This is a genomic window from Pseudarthrobacter sp. SL88 (genome assembly GCF_026672455.1).
In the GTDB taxonomy this organism is placed as follows: Bacteria; Actinomycetota; Actinomycetes; order Actinomycetales; family Micrococcaceae; genus Arthrobacter.
This window is the reverse complement of record NZ_JAPPRD010000001.1, coordinates 3,714,756-3,731,007: the sequence shown is the minus strand read 5'-3', so window position 1 is coordinate 3,731,007 and position 16,252 is coordinate 3,714,756. Positions and strand designations below refer to the sequence as shown.

The 16,252-nt window shown below is 66.4% G+C and carries 16 protein-coding genes; 11 read left to right on the top strand and 5 right to left on the bottom strand.

What is annotated here, in order from left to right; genetic code table 11:
• Positions 1 to 15: 15 nt before the first annotated feature.
• The 10 genes from lysS (at position 16) to OVA06_RS16865 (ending at position 11,363) form a co-directional block, all read left to right on the top strand.
• Complete coding sequence (gene lysS / locus OVA06_RS16910; RefSeq protein ID WP_268159878.1) at positions 16 to 1,554, top strand: lysine--tRNA ligase; 1,539 nt, start codon at positions 16 to 18, stop codon at positions 1,552 to 1,554.
• 2 nt (positions 1,555 to 1,556) lie between these two features.
• Positions 1,557 to 1,733 (top strand): hypothetical protein, encoded by a 177-nt coding sequence (locus OVA06_RS16905; RefSeq protein WP_268159876.1) that lies wholly within the window; start codon positions 1,557 to 1,559, stop codon positions 1,731 to 1,733.
• Positions 1,734 to 1,870: 137 nt separating this feature from the next.
• On the top strand, positions 1,871 to 2,206 hold the full coding sequence (locus tag OVA06_RS16900) for a histone-like nucleoid-structuring protein Lsr2 (protein WP_056082913.1): 336 nt from the start codon (positions 1,871 to 1,873) through the stop codon (positions 2,204 to 2,206).
• Between the two features lie 529 nt (positions 2,207 to 2,735).
• Positions 2,736 to 5,228, top strand: a complete 2,493-nt coding sequence (locus OVA06_RS16895; RefSeq protein ID WP_268159874.1) for an ATP-dependent Clp protease ATP-binding subunit — start codon at positions 2,736 to 2,738, stop codon at positions 5,226 to 5,228.
• Positions 5,229 to 5,608: 380 nt separating this feature from the next.
• Complete coding sequence (locus tag OVA06_RS16890; protein WP_268159872.1) at positions 5,609 to 7,750, top strand: S9 family peptidase; 2,142 nt, start codon at positions 5,609 to 5,611, stop codon at positions 7,748 to 7,750.
• Positions 7,751 to 7,996: 246 nt separating this feature from the next.
• Positions 7,997 to 8,506, top strand: a complete 510-nt coding sequence (locus tag OVA06_RS16885) for an amino-acid N-acetyltransferase (RefSeq protein WP_056082905.1) — start codon at positions 7,997 to 7,999, stop codon at positions 8,504 to 8,506.
• A 275-nt stretch (positions 8,507 to 8,781) separates the two neighbouring features.
• Complete coding sequence (gene dhaK, locus OVA06_RS16880) at positions 8,782 to 9,783, top strand: dihydroxyacetone kinase subunit DhaK (RefSeq protein ID WP_261618554.1); 1,002 nt, start codon at positions 8,782 to 8,784, stop codon at positions 9,781 to 9,783.
• A 2-nt stretch (positions 9,784 to 9,785) separates the two neighbouring features.
• Complete coding sequence (dhaL, locus tag OVA06_RS16875; protein ID WP_268159869.1) at positions 9,786 to 10,418, top strand: dihydroxyacetone kinase subunit DhaL; 633 nt, start codon at positions 9,786 to 9,788, stop codon at positions 10,416 to 10,418.
• On the top strand, positions 10,415 to 11,107 hold the full coding sequence (gene dhaM, locus OVA06_RS16870) for a dihydroxyacetone kinase phosphoryl donor subunit DhaM (protein ID WP_056082896.1): 693 nt from the start codon (positions 10,415 to 10,417) through the stop codon (positions 11,105 to 11,107). The genes dhaL and dhaM overlap by 4 nt, the downstream gene beginning before the upstream one ends.
• Before the next feature lie 13 nt (positions 11,108 to 11,120).
• On the top strand, positions 11,121 to 11,363 hold the full coding sequence (locus OVA06_RS16865) for a hypothetical protein (protein ID WP_056082893.1): 243 nt from the start codon (positions 11,121 to 11,123) through the stop codon (positions 11,361 to 11,363).
• Positions 11,364 to 11,416: 53 nt separating this feature from the next.
• Here the strand turns inward: OVA06_RS16865 and OVA06_RS16860 are convergent, their stop codons facing one another.
• The 3 genes from OVA06_RS16860 to OVA06_RS16850 form a co-directional block, all read right to left on the bottom strand.
• Positions 11,417 to 11,908: a hypothetical protein gene (locus OVA06_RS16860; protein ID WP_268159866.1), complete on the bottom strand. Its 492-nt coding sequence runs from the start codon at positions 11,906 to 11,908 to the stop codon at positions 11,417 to 11,419.
• A 105-nt stretch (positions 11,909 to 12,013) separates the two neighbouring features.
• The gene (locus OVA06_RS16855; RefSeq protein ID WP_268159864.1) at positions 12,014 to 12,445 is read right to left on the bottom strand and encodes a DUF3592 domain-containing protein; all 432 of its coding nucleotides are present in this window, start codon (positions 12,443 to 12,445) and stop codon (positions 12,014 to 12,016) included.
• A 49-nt stretch (positions 12,446 to 12,494) separates the two neighbouring features.
• Positions 12,495 to 13,421, bottom strand: coding sequence for an A/G-specific adenine glycosylase (locus tag OVA06_RS16850; RefSeq protein ID WP_326493586.1), 927 nt, complete (start codon positions 13,419 to 13,421; stop codon positions 12,495 to 12,497).
• A gap of 196 nt (positions 13,422 to 13,617) precedes the next feature.
• On the opposite strand from OVA06_RS16850, the gene OVA06_RS16845 reads away from it, so the two are divergent.
• Complete coding sequence (locus OVA06_RS16845; RefSeq protein WP_056082882.1) at positions 13,618 to 14,307, top strand: hypothetical protein; 690 nt, start codon at positions 13,618 to 13,620, stop codon at positions 14,305 to 14,307.
• 60 nt (positions 14,308 to 14,367) lie between these two features.
• Here OVA06_RS16845 and disA read toward each other — a convergent pair whose 3' ends face one another.
• Together disA and OVA06_RS16835 are read right to left on the bottom strand one after the other, a co-directional pair.
• On the bottom strand, positions 14,368 to 15,444 hold the full coding sequence (disA, locus tag OVA06_RS16840) for a DNA integrity scanning diadenylate cyclase DisA (protein ID WP_268159861.1): 1,077 nt from the start codon (positions 15,442 to 15,444) through the stop codon (positions 14,368 to 14,370).
• A 263-nt stretch (positions 15,445 to 15,707) separates the two neighbouring features.
• Positions 15,708 to 16,199 carry a 2'-5' RNA ligase family protein gene (locus OVA06_RS16835; protein WP_268159859.1) on the bottom strand — a complete coding sequence of 164 codons (492 nt, stop codon included), beginning with the start codon at positions 16,197 to 16,199 and terminating at the stop codon, positions 15,708 to 15,710.
• Positions 16,200 to 16,252: the final 53 nt, after the last annotated feature.

The window sequence follows — 16,252 nt, the reverse complement described above, 5'->3', positions numbered from 1 at the left end:
TGCCCGGTAAACTTGATGATTGTGACTTCCCAAAACACCCCCGCTCCCAAGAACGCCCCCGAGCCGCTCGACGCCAGCGAGCAGATGCGCATCCGTATGGAAAAGCGCGCCAAACTCCTCGAGCGCGGCGCCGAAGCGTACCCCGTGGGTGTGGAGCGCACGCACTCCCTGGCGGAGATCCGTGAGAAGTACGCACACCTGCAGGCCGACGAAACCACGGGGGACGTCGTGGGTGTCACCGGGCGCGTGGTGTTCGTCCGCAATACGGGCAAGCTGTGCTTCGCCACCCTCCAGGAAGGCGGCACGGACGGCAAGGGAACCCGTCTGCAGGCCATGCTGAGCCTCGCCAACGTGGGTGAGGAAGCGCTGGCTGACTGGAAGGCCCTCGTTGACCTCGGCGACCATGTGTTCATCAAGGGTGAGGTCATCTCTTCCCGCCGCGGCGAGCTCTCCGTCATGGCCGAATCGTGGGGTATGGCTTCCAAGGCCCTTCGCCCGCTGCCCGTGCTGCATGCGGAGCTGAACGAGGAAACCCGCGTCCGCCAGCGCTACGTGGACCTGATGGTTCGCGACGAAGCCCGCGAAATGGTTTACACGCGCGCTGCGATCACCCGCTCCATCCGCGAAACGCTGTTCCGCCACCAGTACGTCGAGGTTGAGACGCCCATCCTCCAGTTGGTCCACGGTGGCGCACTGGCGCGGCCCTTCGAGACGCACATGAACGCCTTCGACCAGAAGATGACCCTGCGGATCGCCACCGAGCTGTACCTCAAGCGCGCCGTGGTGGGCGGCATCGACCGTGTCTACGACATGGGCCGCGTCTTCCGCAACGAAGGCGTCGACTCCACGCACAGCCCCGAATTCACCACCCTCGAATGCTACGAGGCCTGGGCTGACCAGTTCGTCATGGCGGAGCGCATCAAGGAGATCATCCTCGACGCCGCCGACGCCGTGGGTGCCGGCCGCGCCGTCCAGACGGAGGCGGGGGAGATCAACCTCGACGGCGACTGGGCTTGGTTGGCCGTCTACCCGGGGTTGTCCGACGCCGTTGGCCAGGAAATCACGCCGGAGACTTCGCTTGAGGTGCTCCGCGAGATTGCCGCCAAGCACGAGGTGAAGGTGGACCCCAAGTGGGACGCTGAGAAGACGGTGGTGGAACTGTTCGGCGAGATTGTCGAGCCCACGCTGCTGAACCCCACCTTCGTCTACGACTACCCGCCCTCCGCCCAGCCGCTGGCGCGCCCGCACCGCGAGGACGGACGCCTCATCGAAGCCTGGGACCTCATCATCGGCGGCATGGAACGCGGCACCGCGTTCTCGGAGCTGATCGACCCCGTGATCCAGCGCGAGCGTCTGACGGAGCAGTCTCGCCACGCCGCCGCAGGTGATGACGAGGCCATGCAGCTGGACGAGGACTTCCTCCGCGCCCTCGAATACGGTGCCCCGCCCATGGGCGGCATCGGCCTGGGCATCGACCGCCTGGTGATGCTGTTCACCGGCGCCGGAATCCGGGAAACGATCCTTTTCCCCCTCCTCAAGCCTGAAGGGCACTGACCATGGAGTACGTTGCAGTCCTGCTTCCGTCCCTTGTTGTAGGCCTGTTGTTCTGGTTTGCCATGAAGGCTGTATTTAATGCCGATAAATCGGAGCGCCAGGCTGAAGCCCGGGCACAGGCAGAAGCCGATGCCCGGGCGGGCCTGGGCGAGAGCCCGGATACCGGCGGAAATAGATAAACCCCCAACCTGCCCCCCCTGTTATCCCCGGAACCCATTTGTCACTTTGACGCGTCGGCATAAAAAGGGCGATAATTTTCTTTGGGAAACATCCTGCTTTTCTGAACACCAACTTTCCAGCAAAAGGAAGACTCTAAATGGCACAGAAAGTAAACATCATCCTCGTTGATGATCTGGATGGGGGATCCGCAGACGAGAATGTTAAGTTTGGCCTCGATGGGGTCAACTACGAGATTGATCTTTCGGCGGCCAACGCCACCGAACTCCGGTCTTCGCTTGAGCGCTATGTTGGCGCTGCACGCAAGTCCTCCGGCGGCCGCACGGCTGCCAAGGCCAAGGCTCCTTCAGGGAGTGGCCGCAGCCACGATTCGGCACAAATCCGCCAGTGGGCGCGCGATAACGGCTACACCGTTAACAGCCGCGGCCGAATTCAGGCGGAAATCCAGGAAGCCTACCAAAAGGCCAATTCCTAGCTGCCGCAGGACCCTGGTTTAAGCCCTGTTCCCCGTTGTCGGGGAGCAGGGCTTTGTTTATTGGCCACGCTGCCCGGTTGGGATGCTCCAACATCCATTCAGCAGCCGGCCGCCCCTTTTGACTCATCGGGTTTGCCTCGACAAGGGACCGGGCCATCCGCGGCACTGCCCATTGCGAATAGTCTCCGGAACCGCCGGTGCCCGGAACTGAGTTTCGCGGCCGGGGCAAACACCGAAACTCGGGGCAAACTGGGGAACCGGGGGCCGGCGCAGGTTTTTATTGGCTTTATGTTCGGCCGGTGCTGATCGTTTCATTCATCCGGCGCGTGGCCGTGCCGTCATTCGGGTTGCCTCCGAAGACGTAATACAGAGCCCGGAACGCCCGAGACCAGGCCGCCCGCCAATGCTCCGCGTCCAACCTTGGGTCACCCCCTGAAAAGGGTGTGGGTTTCCCCTGTGGCGAACACGCTCCACAAGATTGGGCCAGCCACGTAGCATCAAAGTACGTCGTAGCTAGGAGTGTGGCGAAATGTTTGAGCGATTTACGGACCGTGCCCGTCGCGTAGTTGTGCTTGCCCAAGAAGAGGCACGCATGCTGAACCACAATTACATCGGTACCGAACACATCCTTCTGGGTCTAATCCATGAGGGTGAAGGCGTTGCCGCCAAAGCTCTTGAGTCTTTGAGCATTTCGCTCGACGGCGTTCGCGAGCAGGTGCAGGAGATCATCGGCCAGGGCCAGCAGGCTCCCTCCGGTCACATCCCCTTCACCCCCCGCGCCAAGAAGGTACTGGAGCTCTCGCTGCGCGAGGCCCTCCAGTTGGGCCACAACTACATCGGCACCGAGCACATCCTGCTCGGCCTGATCCGCGAGGGCGAGGGCGTAGCCGCCCAGGTCCTGGTGAAGCTGGGCGCCGACCTCAACCGGGTCCGCCAGCAGGTCATCCAGCTCCTCTCCGGCTACCAAGGCAAGGAAACCACCGGCGCCGGCGTCGGCGGCGGCCAGCCCGAAGGCGCCCCTGCAGGTTCGGTGGTCCTGGACCAGTTCGGCCGCAACCTCACCCAGGCTGCCCGCGAGAACAAGCTGGACCCCGTCATCGGGCGCGAGCAGGAGATGGAACGCGTCATGCAGGTCCTCTCCCGCCGCACCAAGAACAACCCTGTCCTCATTGGTGAACCCGGCGTCGGTAAGACGGCCGTCGTCGAGGGCCTGGCCCAGGCGATTGTCCGCGGCGACGTCCCGGAGACCATCAAGGACAAGCAGCTTTACACCCTGGACCTCGGTTCGCTGGTGGCAGGCTCCCGCTACCGCGGTGATTTTGAAGAGCGACTGAAGAAGGTCCTCAAGGAGATCCGCACCCGTGGGGACATCATCCTGTTCATCGATGAGATCCACACCCTGGTGGGTGCCGGTGCTGCCGAAGGCGCCATCGATGCGGCCTCGATCCTGAAGCCCATGCTGGCCCGCGGCGAGCTGCAGACCATCGGTGCCACCACGCTGGACGAGTACCGCAAGCACATCGAGAAGGACGCCGCCCTGGAGCGCCGCTTCCAGCCGATCCAGGTCAAGGAACCCTCCGTGGCACACGCCATCGAGATCCTCAAGGGCCTGCGTGACCGCTACGAGGCACACCACCGCGTCACCATCACCGACGGCGCACTGGCCTCCGCGGCCAGCCTCGCCGAGCGCTACATTTCGGACCGCTTCCTGCCGGACAAGGCCATCGACCTGATCGACGAGGCCGGCGCCCGCCTGCGCATCCGCCGCATGACCGCTCCGCCGGAGCTCAAGGCCATGGACGAGCGCATCGCCAAGCTGAAGATGGAGAAGGAATCCGCCATCGACGCCCAGGACTTCGAAGGCGCCGCAGCGCTCCGCGACAAGGAGCAAAAGATGATCTCCGAGCGGTCGGAGAAGGAGCGCCACTGGAAGTCCGGCGGCATGGACGACATCTCCGAGGTGGATGAGGATCTCATCGCCGAGGTGCTGGCGAACTCCACCGGCATCCCCGTCTTCAAGCTGACCGAGGAAGAGTCCTCGCGCCTGCTCAAGATGGAAGACGAACTGCACAAGCGCGTGGTGGGCCAGGACGAGGCCATCAAGGCACTGTCCCAGGCCATCCGCCGCACCCGTGCAGGGCTCAAGGACCCCAAGCGTCCCGGTGGCTCGTTCATCTTCGCCGGCCCCACCGGCGTCGGCAAGACCGAACTGGCCAAGGCCCTCGCGGAGTTCCTGTTCGGTGAAGAGGACGCCCTCATCACCCTGGACATGTCCGAGTACTCCGAGAAGCACACCGTTTCACGGCTCTTCGGTGCCCCTCCGGGCTACGTGGGCTACGAAGAGGGTGGCCAGCTGACCGAGAAGGTCCGGCGCCGTCCGTTCTCCGTGGTGCTGTTCGACGAAGTGGAAAAGGCCCACGCGGACCTCTTCAACTCGCTGCTGCAGATCCTGGAAGACGGCCGCCTGACCGACTCCCAGGGCCGCGTGGTGGACTTCAAGAACACCGTGATCATCATGACCACCAACCTCGGTACCCGGGACATCTCCAAGAGCGTCGCCACCGGCTTCCAGTCCGGCACCGACACGCAGACCGGTTACAACCGCATGCGTGCCCGCGTCACGGAGGAACTCAAGCAGCACTTCCGCCCCGAGTTCCTGAACCGTGTTGACGACGTCGTGGTGTTCCCGCAGCTGACGCAGGACGAGATCATCGAGATCGTGGACCTGTTCGTGAACCGCCTCGAGAAGCGGCTCAAGGACAAGGACATGGGCATCGAGCTGACCGCGGCCGCCAAGGTACTCCTGGCCACCCGCGGTTACGACCCCGCGATGGGTGCCCGGCCGCTGCGCCGCACCATCCAGCGCGAGATCGAGGACCAGCTGTCCGAGAAGATCCTGTTCGGCGAGATCCACCCCGGCGACATCGTCGTAGTGGACGTCGAAGGCGAAGGCGACGACGCGAAGTTCACCTTCGCCGGCAACGCCAAGCCGCGCATCCCGGAAATCGCCCCGAGCGTCTAACCGGTCAGAAGTACACCAGCGAAAGCCCCGCCACTCCGCGAAGGAGCGGCGGGGCTTTCCTGGTTAACCCGCCTTCCGTGGTTGAGTCCGCGGGGGCGCCGGCGCCATTTGCCGCTTGCTGCTCGTTCCTCGCTTTGACGCAAGCTACACAAATGCCCCCGGCGCCCTCGCTCGGTGCCTTACAGCGCGCTTGGCGATACTGCGCACGAGGTACCGGGTATCGGGGATTTGTGTAGGCGCCGTCAAAGCGACGAAGGAGCAGGCGCCGGCAAATCTCTGATGGCCGGTACCGGACGCAAGCGCGGGGGAGGCACTCTGGCATGCTGCGGGCACCGTGTGGCTACTGTGCTCCAGGACACAAACCGTGTTGAATCGGAAGCATGGCTAATCAGAATCCGGCGATCCCGGACGAGCAACCACTGACCCCCTTCCACGACCTTGACCACTTCCTGTCCATCCCGCGCGTTGGCGGCCTGGCCCTGAGCCCCGACGGAACCCGTCTGGTCACCACGGTCAGCACCCTCAACGGCAAGGGCACCGAGTTTGCCACAGCGCTGTGGGAACTGGACCCGACAGGCCAGAAGCATGCCCGGCGCATCACCCGCAGCGCGAAGGGTGAGGCGGGAGCAGCCTTCGCAGCCAACGGGGACGTCTATTTCACGTCTGCACGCCCCGATCCGGAGAGCCCCGAGGAAGAACCCGTCAACGCACTGTGGCTCCTTCCGGCCGATGGCGGCGAGGCGCGTGTGGTGCTCAGCAGGCCGGGCGGCGTCAGCCGGGTGATGACGGCGCAGAACGCGGACGCAACCTTCGTGGCCGCCGAGGTGCTGGCCGGCTCCGCCGATGAGGAAGACGACGCTGAGCGCCGCAAGTCCCGCAAGGACAAGAAAGTGTCAGCCATCCTGCACAGCGAGTACCCGGTGCGTTACTGGGATGCCGACTTGGGGCCCGGCCAGCCACGGATCTTCGCTGTGGAACCGGGGGAGGACCAGGCCGGGGGCAAGCCCGGAACCGTGGACGCCACGGCGCTGCTGGCACTCCGCAACCTGACGCCGGAGGCCGGGCCGCGCCTCCGGGAGGCTGACGCGGTGGTCAGCCCCGACGGCAGGACGGTCTACACCAGTTACACCAAGCCGTTGGCCAAGGCGGACAGCCGCTCGGTGCTGGTGGCGGTGGATGCCGCCTCCGGCAGCCTGAAGGTGCTGCTCGACAGCGAAGGCATGAGCTACTTCCCGGGACCGGTCAGCCCGGACGGCCGGACCCTGGTGGTGGTCAGCGAGAGCGATTCCACCCCGCAGCGGGCCCCTGAAATAAAGCTGCACCTGCTCGACGTTTCCGGCGGTGCTGACAATGCCGCCGAATCCGCTGCGGACGGGGCAGGCCTGCAGCCGCTCGCCCACGATTGGGACCGCTGGCCCAAGCCTGCCGCCTGGCTGCCGGACGGTTCCGCGCTCCTGGCTACGGCGGACGACGACGGCGCGTCGCCGGTTTTCCGGATCAGCGTCCCGGCTGCTGCGGCGGAAGTGGGCGTCGCCCGGGTGACCCAGGACGCCGCGGCCTACTCCGACGTCGTTGTTTCTCCCGAAGGCCGGTACGCCTATGCCCTGCGGAGCTCCTACGAATTTCCCGCCGAAGCCGTGCGGATCGACCTTGCGACGGGGGAGACCACGCGGCTGCCGGCGCCGGCCGAACGGCCGTCCTACCCGGGCAGGTTGGAGCGGATCGCCGCCACTGCGCCGGATGGTTCGCGGGTCCCCGCCTACCTGGCATTGCCTGAGGGTGCGTCGGCGGACGATCCGGCGCCGCTGCTGCTGTGGATCCATGGCGGACCCCTGGGTTCGTGGAACGCCTGGACATGGCGGTGGAACCCCTGGCTCCTGACTGCCAAGGGATACGCGGTGCTGCTGCCGGACCCGGCATTGTCTACCGGCTACGGCCAGGCGTATATCCAGCGTGGCTGGGGCGCGTGGGGCAAGGCGCCTTTCACGGACCTGATGGCTGTCACGGACGCCGCAGTGGACAGGCCGGACATTGACGAGACGCGGACTGCCGCCATGGGCGGATCGTTCGGCGGTTACATGGCCAACTGGGTTGCAGGAAACACGGACCGGTTCAAAGCGGTGGTCACCCACGCGAGCCTGTGGGCGCTGGACCAGTTTGGTCCCACCACGGATGCCTCGCAGTACTGGCTGAAGGAAATGACCGAGGAAATGGCGCTGGAGAACTCGCCGCACCTGCACGTCGAGAAGATCAGTTCGCCCATGCTGGTGATCCACGGGGACAAGGACTACCGGGTCCCCATCGGGGAGGGGCTGCGGCTCTGGTATGAGCTGCTGTCCAAGTCAAAGCTCGCGGCGGACCAGGACGGCCAGACCGCCCACCGGTTCCTGTACTTCCCGGATGAGAACCACTGGATCCTTCAGCCGCAGCACGCCAAGGTCTGGTACGGCGTCGTCGAAAGCTTCCTCTCCAAGAACGTGCTGGGCCAGGACCTGGACCTGCCGCCCGAGCTGGGTCTCTAGGCTGGTTGGCTTCGCGCCGTCGGCCGAGGCATTTGCCGGCGCCTGCTCCTTCGTCGCTCTGACGGCGCCTACACAAATGCCTGACCGCCGCCACGTGTGGGTGGCGCACCTTTTAGCGAAGTGAAGGTGCCGGGGTCATTTGTGTAGCTTGCGTCAGAGCGACGGAGGAGCAGCAAGCGGCAAATGGCTCCGGCACCGGAACGCCCAACCTGCAGTGCAGCCGCCTCCCCTCGTAGGATTGAACCTGTGACTGACTCCTTCCACATCCGCCCTGCCCGCACCAGTGACGTTTCCGCCATCAAGAAACTGGTGGCGCCGCTGGCCGAGGAGCGCATCCTGATGGCGAAGGAGACGGTGGCGTATTACGAAAGCCTCCAGGAATTCAAGATCGCCGAGTCCGACGACGGCGAGGTGATCGGCTGCGGGGCGCTCCACGTCATGTGGGAGGACCTGGCCGAAGTCCGCACGCTCGCAGCGTCAGGGGACTGGCGCGGTAAAGGTGTGGGCCACGTCCTGGTGGAACGGCTGCTGGAGGAGGCCCGCGCGCTTGGGGTGGCACGGGTTTTCTGCCTCACGTTCGAGGTGGACTTCTTCAAGCGCCACGGGTTTGAGGTCATGGCTGACCAGTCTGCCGTGGATCCGGTGGTCTACTCGGAGCTGCTGCGCTCCCATGACGAAGGCGTGGCGGAGTTCCTTGACCTGGCCCGCGTGAAGCCGAACACCCTGGGCAATACCCGGATGATCCGCTTCCTCTAGCAGGGCCTCCGGTTCCCTCCCGCCCAAAGAGCAGCCCGCACGAAGCGAAAAACATTTCACTTCATCCTGACCTGCACTTCCTTTTACTCGAATTGATGGATAAACTGTTGGCGGCCGGGTTTGGGGGCCCACGAAAAGGGACAGTCATTGGGGGCTGTCCCTTTTCTGCGTCTGCGGCGGATGGGACCCTACCGCGGCTCATGCGGCCGGTAGTAGGGTCGGGATTGTCAATCTCCATGTGCGCAGCAAGCACAAGCACAGCCAGGAGCACCGCCATGAAGAAACTCATCAACGATCCCAAGTCCGTCGTAGCGGAATCGGTGCAGGGCTTCGGCCTTGCCCACGCCGACCTCGTCACCGTCACCGAAGATCCCATGTACATCACGCGCAAGGACGCGCCAGTGAGCGGCAAGGTAGGCCTGGTTTCGGGCGGGGGCAGCGGGCACGAACCGCTGCACGCCGGTTACGTGGGCAAGGGAATGCTCGACGCCGCCGTGCCGGGGGCGGTGTTCACCTCGCCTACGCCGGACCAGATCCTTCCGGCCACCCTCGCCGTCAACTCAGGCGCCGGCGTGGTCCATATCGTCAAGAACTACACCGGCGACGTCCTTAATTTCGAGACCGCGGCCGAACTTGCAGAAGCCGAGGGCGTCAGCGTCCGCACCGTCCTGGTCAACGACGACGTCGCCGTGGAGGACTCCCTGTACACGGCGGGCCGGCGGGGTGTGGGCGGCACCGTGCTGGTGGAGAAGATCGCCGGTGCGGCCGCGGAGCGCGGTGACGACCTCGACGGCGTGGCCTCCATCGGTGAACGGGTGAACGCCAACGTCCGGACCATGGGCGTGGCACTGTCCGCCTGCACCGTGCCGCATGCGGGCCAGCCGAGCTTTGACCTCGCGGACGATGAAATCGAAATCGGCATCGGGATCCACGGCGAGCCCGGCCGGCACCGCATTCCGCTCGAAAACGCGGACGGCATCACGGACCGGTTGCTGGAGCCCGTCCTGGCGGACCTGGACATTGGCTCCGGGGACAAGGTGCTCCTGTTCGTCAACGGGATGGGCGGGACGCCGCAGAGTGAGCTCTACATTGTGTACCGCCGCGCCGTCCAGGTCCTCAAGGACAAGGGCGCCACCGTTGAGCGGTCCCTGGTGGGCAACTACATCACTGCACTCGAGATGCAGGGCTGCTCCATTTCCGTGCTCCGGCTCGACGACGAGCTGACCGAACTGTGGGATGCGCCCGTCCACACCGCCGCCCTCCGCTGGGGCGCCTGACCATGGTGCTGGATGCCGCATGGGCGGTGAAGTGGCTGAACCTGTGCGCCGAGGCCATGGCTGAACACCGAGTGGAACTGATCGAGCTGGACCGGGCCATTGGGGATTCCGATCATGGCGAGAACATGGACCGCGGGTTCCAGGCGGTGGTGGCCAAGCTGGGCGAGGGGACGCCGGAGACGCCCGGAGCAGCCTTGAAGCTCACGGCCATGACGCTGATGTCCAAAGTGGGCGGCGCCGCTGGCCCCCTCTACGGCACAGCCTTCCTCCGAGCGGCCGCCTCCCTCGGCGACTCTGCCGAGATCGATCCCGGGGCCTGGGCAGAGGCGTTGGCTGCCGCCCGCGACGGCATAGTGGCCCGCGGCAAGGCCGAACCCGGGGACAAGACCATGGTGGATGCCTGGACCCCGGCAGTTGACGCTGCCCGGGCCGCTGCCGACGGCGGCAGTGCCGATGTCCTGGCGGTCCTGGTGGCCGCCGCAGAGGCTGCCGAGGCCGGGGCGGTGGCCACCGACCCGCTCGTGGCACGGAAAGGCCGGGCGAGCTACCTCGGCGAACGCAGCGCCGGGCACCGCGACCCCGGCGCGGCATCCAGTGCGCTGATCCTGCGGGCCGCCGTGGGGGCTGCCGCGTGACGGTCAGCATTGTGGTGGTGTCCCATAGCGAAAAGATTGCCGACGGCGCCGTGGAACTTGCCGCCCAGATGGCGCCCAACGTGGTGATCCTGGCAGCCGGCGGCACCGGGGACGGCAGGATCGGCACCAGCCTGGAGAAGGTCATGGCCGCCCTGGACAAGGCCGCCGGCGGTGATGGCGCGGTGATCCTCGCAGATTTGGGTTCCGCGGTGATGACCGCGGAGTCCGCGCTGGAGTTCGTCGATGATCCGGAGAAGTTCCTGCTGGCCGATGCCCCCTTGGTGGAAGGGCTGGTGGCGGCGTCCGTCGCTGCCCAGGGCGGCGCCGACGTTGAGGCCGTCAAGCGCGCCGCCGAGGCGGTACGGGGACCCGCGCACGGCGGCGACGCCGGGCGGCAGGTGGTGGAGGAAGGATCGGTCACGGGGCAGGGCCCGGATTTCACGGGTGACTTTGAGATCATCAACCAGGCGGGCATGCATGCCCGGCCCGCCGCCAAGATCGCCGGTGGCCTGTCCGCGCTGGCGGCGGACGTCACGGTGAACGGGGCGGACGGGGCATCCATGACGGCGCTGATGACGCTGGCTGCCGGTAAGGGATCGGTGCTGCACGTGGAGGCCTGGGGCGCTGATGCGGAACGGGCCGTGAACTACGTTGGCGGTCTGGTCCAGGCTGGTTTCGGCGAGCCCTGAGCCGGCAACCGGCGTGCAGCTGGCCACAATCGGCGCAGCCCGGTGTGTCCGCAGCTCCGCGCCTGATCCTGCCAATAAGCTCGATGCCATGGAACAGCTCCACCCCGAAGACAACTCCCCGGCAATCGAAGTGCTGGACGGGCAGACCACGGTGGAAGAGCTTCTGGCGGACCTCGGGTTCGAATGGCGTCCCCAGTATGTGGGCGACCTTGGCCAGCCGGCAGACGGGCAGTTCAGCCAGCCCGTTCTGTTCTAGCCTGCGCTCTTATTGACCGCACTGTTTCCGGCCTGCACTGTTGCCAGCCGGCACTATGAGCCCCGTGCTTCGCTGAGGCCGGCCGCATCCAGGGTCACGGACGCGGAGATGAACCTGCCGCACTGTTCGCCAAACGGATAGTCCGCCCGGGGCCGGAACTCGAGGGTGCGGACCGGCAGAGCTGAGCCGTCCGCGCCGGTCCCGGAGGCTGTGACGGTCATGGCCGATTCGGTGAGCGTATCCAGCATCAGCATCCCCACCTTGGTCCCGTCCGGCGAGGCCGTTGCGGAGCAGACGCCGTCCGGCGTGCAGCCCTGGTCAATGCTGGCACTGCCGGGGGCCAGTTCAACGGGCCCCTCCTTGCAGGTGCCGTCCTGGCACGCCTTCACGTGGAGCGCGCCGACCAGGGGCGCGTAATCGGCCGCGATGGTCACGGACACAGCAGTGGCCTGCGCGATGGCCGGACAGGCAATCGCCCCGGGCCCGCAGCCTGTGGTGAGTGCCGCCGTCGTCAGCAGCGCCAAGAGCAGCCCCCGTGTACGCATGTTTTCAGCGTAGGACCGCCGGGCGCGCAAGGCACCTCTGCCGGGGAAGTGACGCCGGCATTGTTATGGCCGGGGACGTTCTGACGGCCGAAAGGAAACCTGTGGTCAGCCCAGCGGGAAGACGCTGATGAACCAGAACAGGGCGACGGCGAACACGGCAAAGAAAGGCACCAGGCAGCCCAGGGTGGTCCGGGGCGCGGAGGAAACCTGAAGTGAATCGTTGGGGTCGGCCGGATTGTAGGCAACCTCGATCAGGGACCCGGCGGCCGGCGCTGCCGCCGTGGAGATTTCGGACTTGCCCATGAACAGGGTGCCGCGCGGGTCCGTGAACTGGTAGGTGGGAAAGAAGCGGCGGCTGCGGCTGGAGCCTCCTCCGCCGCTTGTCCAGCCGGCCACACTGCCGGTGACGGTGGCCTGCACCTTTGGCCAGCTGGCCATCAGCTGCTCCTGGCGCCTGGTCTTGCGGATGGCATGGACCATGGCGAAGGCAGCGGCCACAACGAACAGCGCCCAGACGATGTAAAGAATGATTCTCAAGGTTCCCCCGGTTCCAGTCACCAAAAGTATGCCACCCCGGCGGCGGCACTTACGCGGGAAGCCGGTAGCCGCCGTCGTGGATCTCCGCCAGGCCGTCCGCGAGCAGCCCGGACATGGCACGCTCCAGTTGCTCCGGCGCGGAATTGAGCCGGTGCAGCGCCGCGAGCGGGACACCGATCCCCTCCGGGGCAAAGCCCAGGTCCGCCGGCGGCTGCAGGAACATCTCCGCTGGCACCGGGGCATCAGCCAGCCGCAGGACGGCCATCACGGCTCCGCGGACCTGCCGGTCGGTGCCGTGCCAGGCCTGGCCCTTGGGGACGTACGACGGCGGCGGCTCACCGGCAGCGCGCCACGCACAGTAATTCTTTACGGGGCAGTCGGCGCATTTGGGCGCACGCGCGGTGCAGACCAGCGCTCCCAGCTCCATGACCGCAGCGTTCCAGCGCACGGAGGCGGCGGCGTCGTCCGGCAACAGCGAGGCGGCAAGGCGCATCTCTGCAGCGGTCAGGGCAGGCGCGGGAAGCGCGGTGCCGGCCACCAGCCGGGCGTGTACCCGGCGGATATTGGTGTCGACGACCGTTTCCCGCCGGCCGTAGGCGAAGGCGGCCACAGCTGCTGCCGTGTAGCTGCCCACGCCGGGCAGTGCCAGCAGCTCTGTATACGTGTCCGGCACCCTGCCGTTGTGGTTTTCAACGATGGCCGTTGCCGCGGCATGCAACCGGAGGGCCCGCCGCGGATATCCCAGCCTGCCCCAGTTCCGGACTGCCTCGCCGGCTGGTTCGGCGGCCAGGCCTGCGGGGGTGGGCCAGCGTTTCAGCCATTCCTCCCAGACGGGGAGCACCCGCACCACCGGGGTCTGCTGCAGCATGATCTCGCTGACCAGCACGCCCCAGGCGCCGCAGTCTGGGTCCCGCCACGGCAGGTCGCGGGCGGTTTTGGCAAACCAGCCGGTGATTCTGCGGTGCAGGAACTCCACGTGGTTGGGCTTGCCGGGGATTGGCGGCGTTCCGGCCGGAGCGGCTAAGGGAGGGGATTGAGTATCGATGCCAACACTGTAATGGATGCCCTTCCCGCGCCGGAAAACCGGGCCCGGCCCGCGTTGTGACCAGAGCGATGGGCTGCCGGCGGCGTGGTGGTGCCGCAGAACCGGGGACTTTCCCTAGCCTAGGAGGATGGTCAGGCAAGGCAATTCACCAGCACGTGGCAAGGCAACGGCATCAGGCTCCGGCGGTGCGCCGAAGCCCAGCGCTGCTGTGTACCGGCGCCGCAGGCTGTTTGTTGGTGGCGCGCTGCTGATGGTCATTGCTTTGGTGATCACCGGTTTTGCCATCTCCGGGGTGCTCGGGGGAGCTTCCCAGCAGGCTTCGTCCACGATGCCAACCACCGCAGCGCCGGCCGCTTCCCCCGAAGCTTCGGCCCCGCCGTCGGCCGGTCCCTCCGCTTCGGCGACGCCCTCGCCGTCCGCCACCCCCGGCTGCAACCAAAACCTCGTGACCATCTCGGCCTCTACGGACAAAGCGGCCTATGGCGACGGGGAAAACCCGCGGCTCACGCTGAAGGTGACCAACGGCGGCACCGTGGCATGCGAGGTGAACCTGGGGACCTCGCAAATGGAGTTTCTCGTGACCAGCGGCGCTGACCGGGTCTTTTCGTCCAAGGACTGCCAGGCTGCCAGTGAAGACCTGGAAAAGACCCTGGCGCCCGGTGCCAGCGAAACCGCCAACTTCACGTGGCAGCGGAACCGGACCGTGGAGGGATGCCAGGCGGTGGCTGCCAGGCCCGGAACCGGCGGGGCGTACTACATCTTCACTGCGAAACTCGGCTCCAAAGCGAGCCCGAAAGCGGTATTCCAGCTGAACTGAGCCACCTGCTGACCTGCGCTTACGGCCGGCCTGCGGGGCCGTGCCGGTGGGGCGCGTGGATTAGAGGAAGCGGTCCAGCAGGCTGGCTTCGGCCATCCGGCTGAGGCCTTCACGGACAGTCCGTGCACGCTGGTCGCCGATGCCGTCAACGGTCATCAGGTCATCTATGGTGGCGGCCATCAGGAACTGCAGCCCGCCGAAGTGGTCCACCAGCCGGTCCGCTACGGCCTTGGGGACGGCCTTCAGCCCGGAGAGCAGGCGGTAGCCGCGGGGCTGGACAACGGCGTCGAGGTTGGCCTCCCCGCCCGCGAACCCGACAATTCCGGAAATCTTTCCGAGGTCGATCAGCTCCGTGGGGCCAAGGCTGACCAGTGCACTGACGGCGTTCTCGACGTCCTCGGGCGAGGCGTCCGGGCCGGCGTAATCGCGGATGATGACGTCGCTGCCCGGCCCACGGCCCACGGTCAGTTCATCGAGCTGGAGCGAGAGGAGCCGGCCGTCTTCACCCAGTTCGAGCACGTACTGCGAGATTTCCTCCGAGATACGGCGGACCATCTCCTGCCGCTGCAGCGTCACGGCCACGTCCCGGACGGTGACCATCGCCTCGATCTCCAGGGCGGACAGGGAGCTGGTGACCTGGTCCAGCCGGGCACGGTAGCGTTCCAGCGTGGCCAGGGCCTGGTTGGCGCGCGCCAGGACCTTTTCCGAGCCCTCCAGCACGTGCCGCAGGCCGTTGACGTACAGGGCGATGATCTGCATGGACTGGCTGACGGACACCACGGGAACGCCCGTTTGGATGGCGACGCGCTCGGCGGTGCGGTGGCGGGTCCCGGATTCCTGGGTTTCGATACTGGAATCGGGGACCAGCTGGACTGCAGCACGCAGGATGTTGCCGGCGTCCCTGTCGCAGATGATGGCGCCGTCCATCTTGGCCAGTTCACGCAGGCGCGTCGGCGAAAACTCAATGCCGATGTCAAAGCCGCCGGAGCAGATCGAATCAACGGTGCGGTCCGAGCCCAGCACGATCAGTGCACCGGTGCGGCCGCGGAGGATGCGTTCGAGGCCGTCGCGGAGGGGAGTGCCCGGGGCCACCCTGCCCAGAGTCGCCCTGAGTGATTCTTCGGGGCTCCGCGCCATAAGATTTCCCTTCAAAGGTGCGGGCAAACTCCCCGCAAGAACGCCGGCATCCCTGTTTCACCGGCCGGACCAAAAGTACTCATTTTCCCGCAAGCACAATGATAGGGGCAACCACCCCCAAATTCCGCATGGTCAAGCCCCAAAGTGCACCGTTGGGGGTGTGCCGGAAATGCCCGGGCCGGCCCTCCGCCGCAGCGTGCGCAGCATGGACTTTGGCCGCGGGGCGGAGGTTGCTGGAGCCCGGCTGCGTCCGCGGAAGGAAATCAGAGCCCGGTGACCGACTTTGTGCTGCTGTCCCAGAGCCGGGCACCTACAATGTGCCCGCCGAGCCGGAGGTCCAGGAGATCCATGGCCTTGCCCAGCTGTTCACCGGTAACCCGCCGGGCCAGGGTGACGTGCGGCGTCCAGGCCCCGGGAAGGGTGAGCGGAACGGCACCCCCGATCTCCCGGTGCAGGCGCCGGTGCACTTTGCGGAGCGGGGTAGTCAGCACCACGGACCGGGCCAGGACATACCTATCCCTGCCGGCGGCAAAAACCTGCACGCCGGAGAAGACGGCCTCCATGGGAAGCGCGCCATCGAACGCGTGAAGTTGCGGCACGGACAGTTCCGCCCCGGCCGCGAGCGTGAGGTGTGGCCGGTTGCTGGCGCCGGTATGGCCGGCAAGGCTGGGAAGCCCCGCCTCGGCGAGCCGCACCCAGTCTGCCCGGACGGCGGATTCGGTGCCGTCGTCGAACACAAGCTCTATGCTGCGCATGCACCCATCATGCCTTTTCAGGCGGCAACCCGCTTGGTCCCGGACAGGAAGAC

What these genes read in the sequence shown, in the direction of transcription:
- lysS (WP_268159878.1), top strand. Translation starts at nt 16, where the DNA reads ATGATTGTGACTTCCCAAAACACCCCCGCTCCCAAGAACGCCCCCGAG.
- OVA06_RS16905 (WP_268159876.1), top strand. Translation starts at nt 1,557, where the DNA reads ATGGAGTACGTTGCAGTCCTGCTTCCGTCCCTTGTTGTAGGCCTGTTG.
- OVA06_RS16900 (WP_056082913.1), top strand. Translation starts at nt 1,871, where the DNA reads ATGGCACAGAAAGTAAACATCATCCTCGTTGATGATCTGGATGGGGGA.
- OVA06_RS16895 (WP_268159874.1), top strand. Translation starts at nt 2,736, where the DNA reads ATGTTTGAGCGATTTACGGACCGTGCCCGTCGCGTAGTTGTGCTTGCC.
- OVA06_RS16890 (WP_268159872.1), top strand. Translation starts at nt 5,609, where the DNA reads ATGGCTAATCAGAATCCGGCGATCCCGGACGAGCAACCACTGACCCCC.
- dhaK (WP_261618554.1), top strand. Translation starts at nt 8,782, where the DNA reads ATGAAGAAACTCATCAACGATCCCAAGTCCGTCGTAGCGGAATCGGTG.
- dhaL (WP_268159869.1), top strand. Translation starts at nt 9,786, where the DNA reads ATGGTGCTGGATGCCGCATGGGCGGTGAAGTGGCTGAACCTGTGCGCC.
- OVA06_RS16860 (WP_268159866.1), bottom strand. Translation starts at nt 11,908, where the DNA reads ATGCGTACACGGGGGCTGCTCTTGGCGCTGCTGACGACGGCGGCACTC.
- OVA06_RS16845 (WP_056082882.1), top strand. Translation starts at nt 13,618, where the DNA reads ATGGTCAGGCAAGGCAATTCACCAGCACGTGGCAAGGCAACGGCATCA.
- disA (WP_268159861.1), bottom strand. Translation starts at nt 15,444, where the DNA reads ATGGCGCGGAGCCCCGAAGAATCACTCAGGGCGACTCTGGGCAGGGTG.
- OVA06_RS16835 (WP_268159859.1), bottom strand. Translation starts at nt 16,199, where the DNA reads ATGCGCAGCATAGAGCTTGTGTTCGACGACGGCACCGAATCCGCCGTC.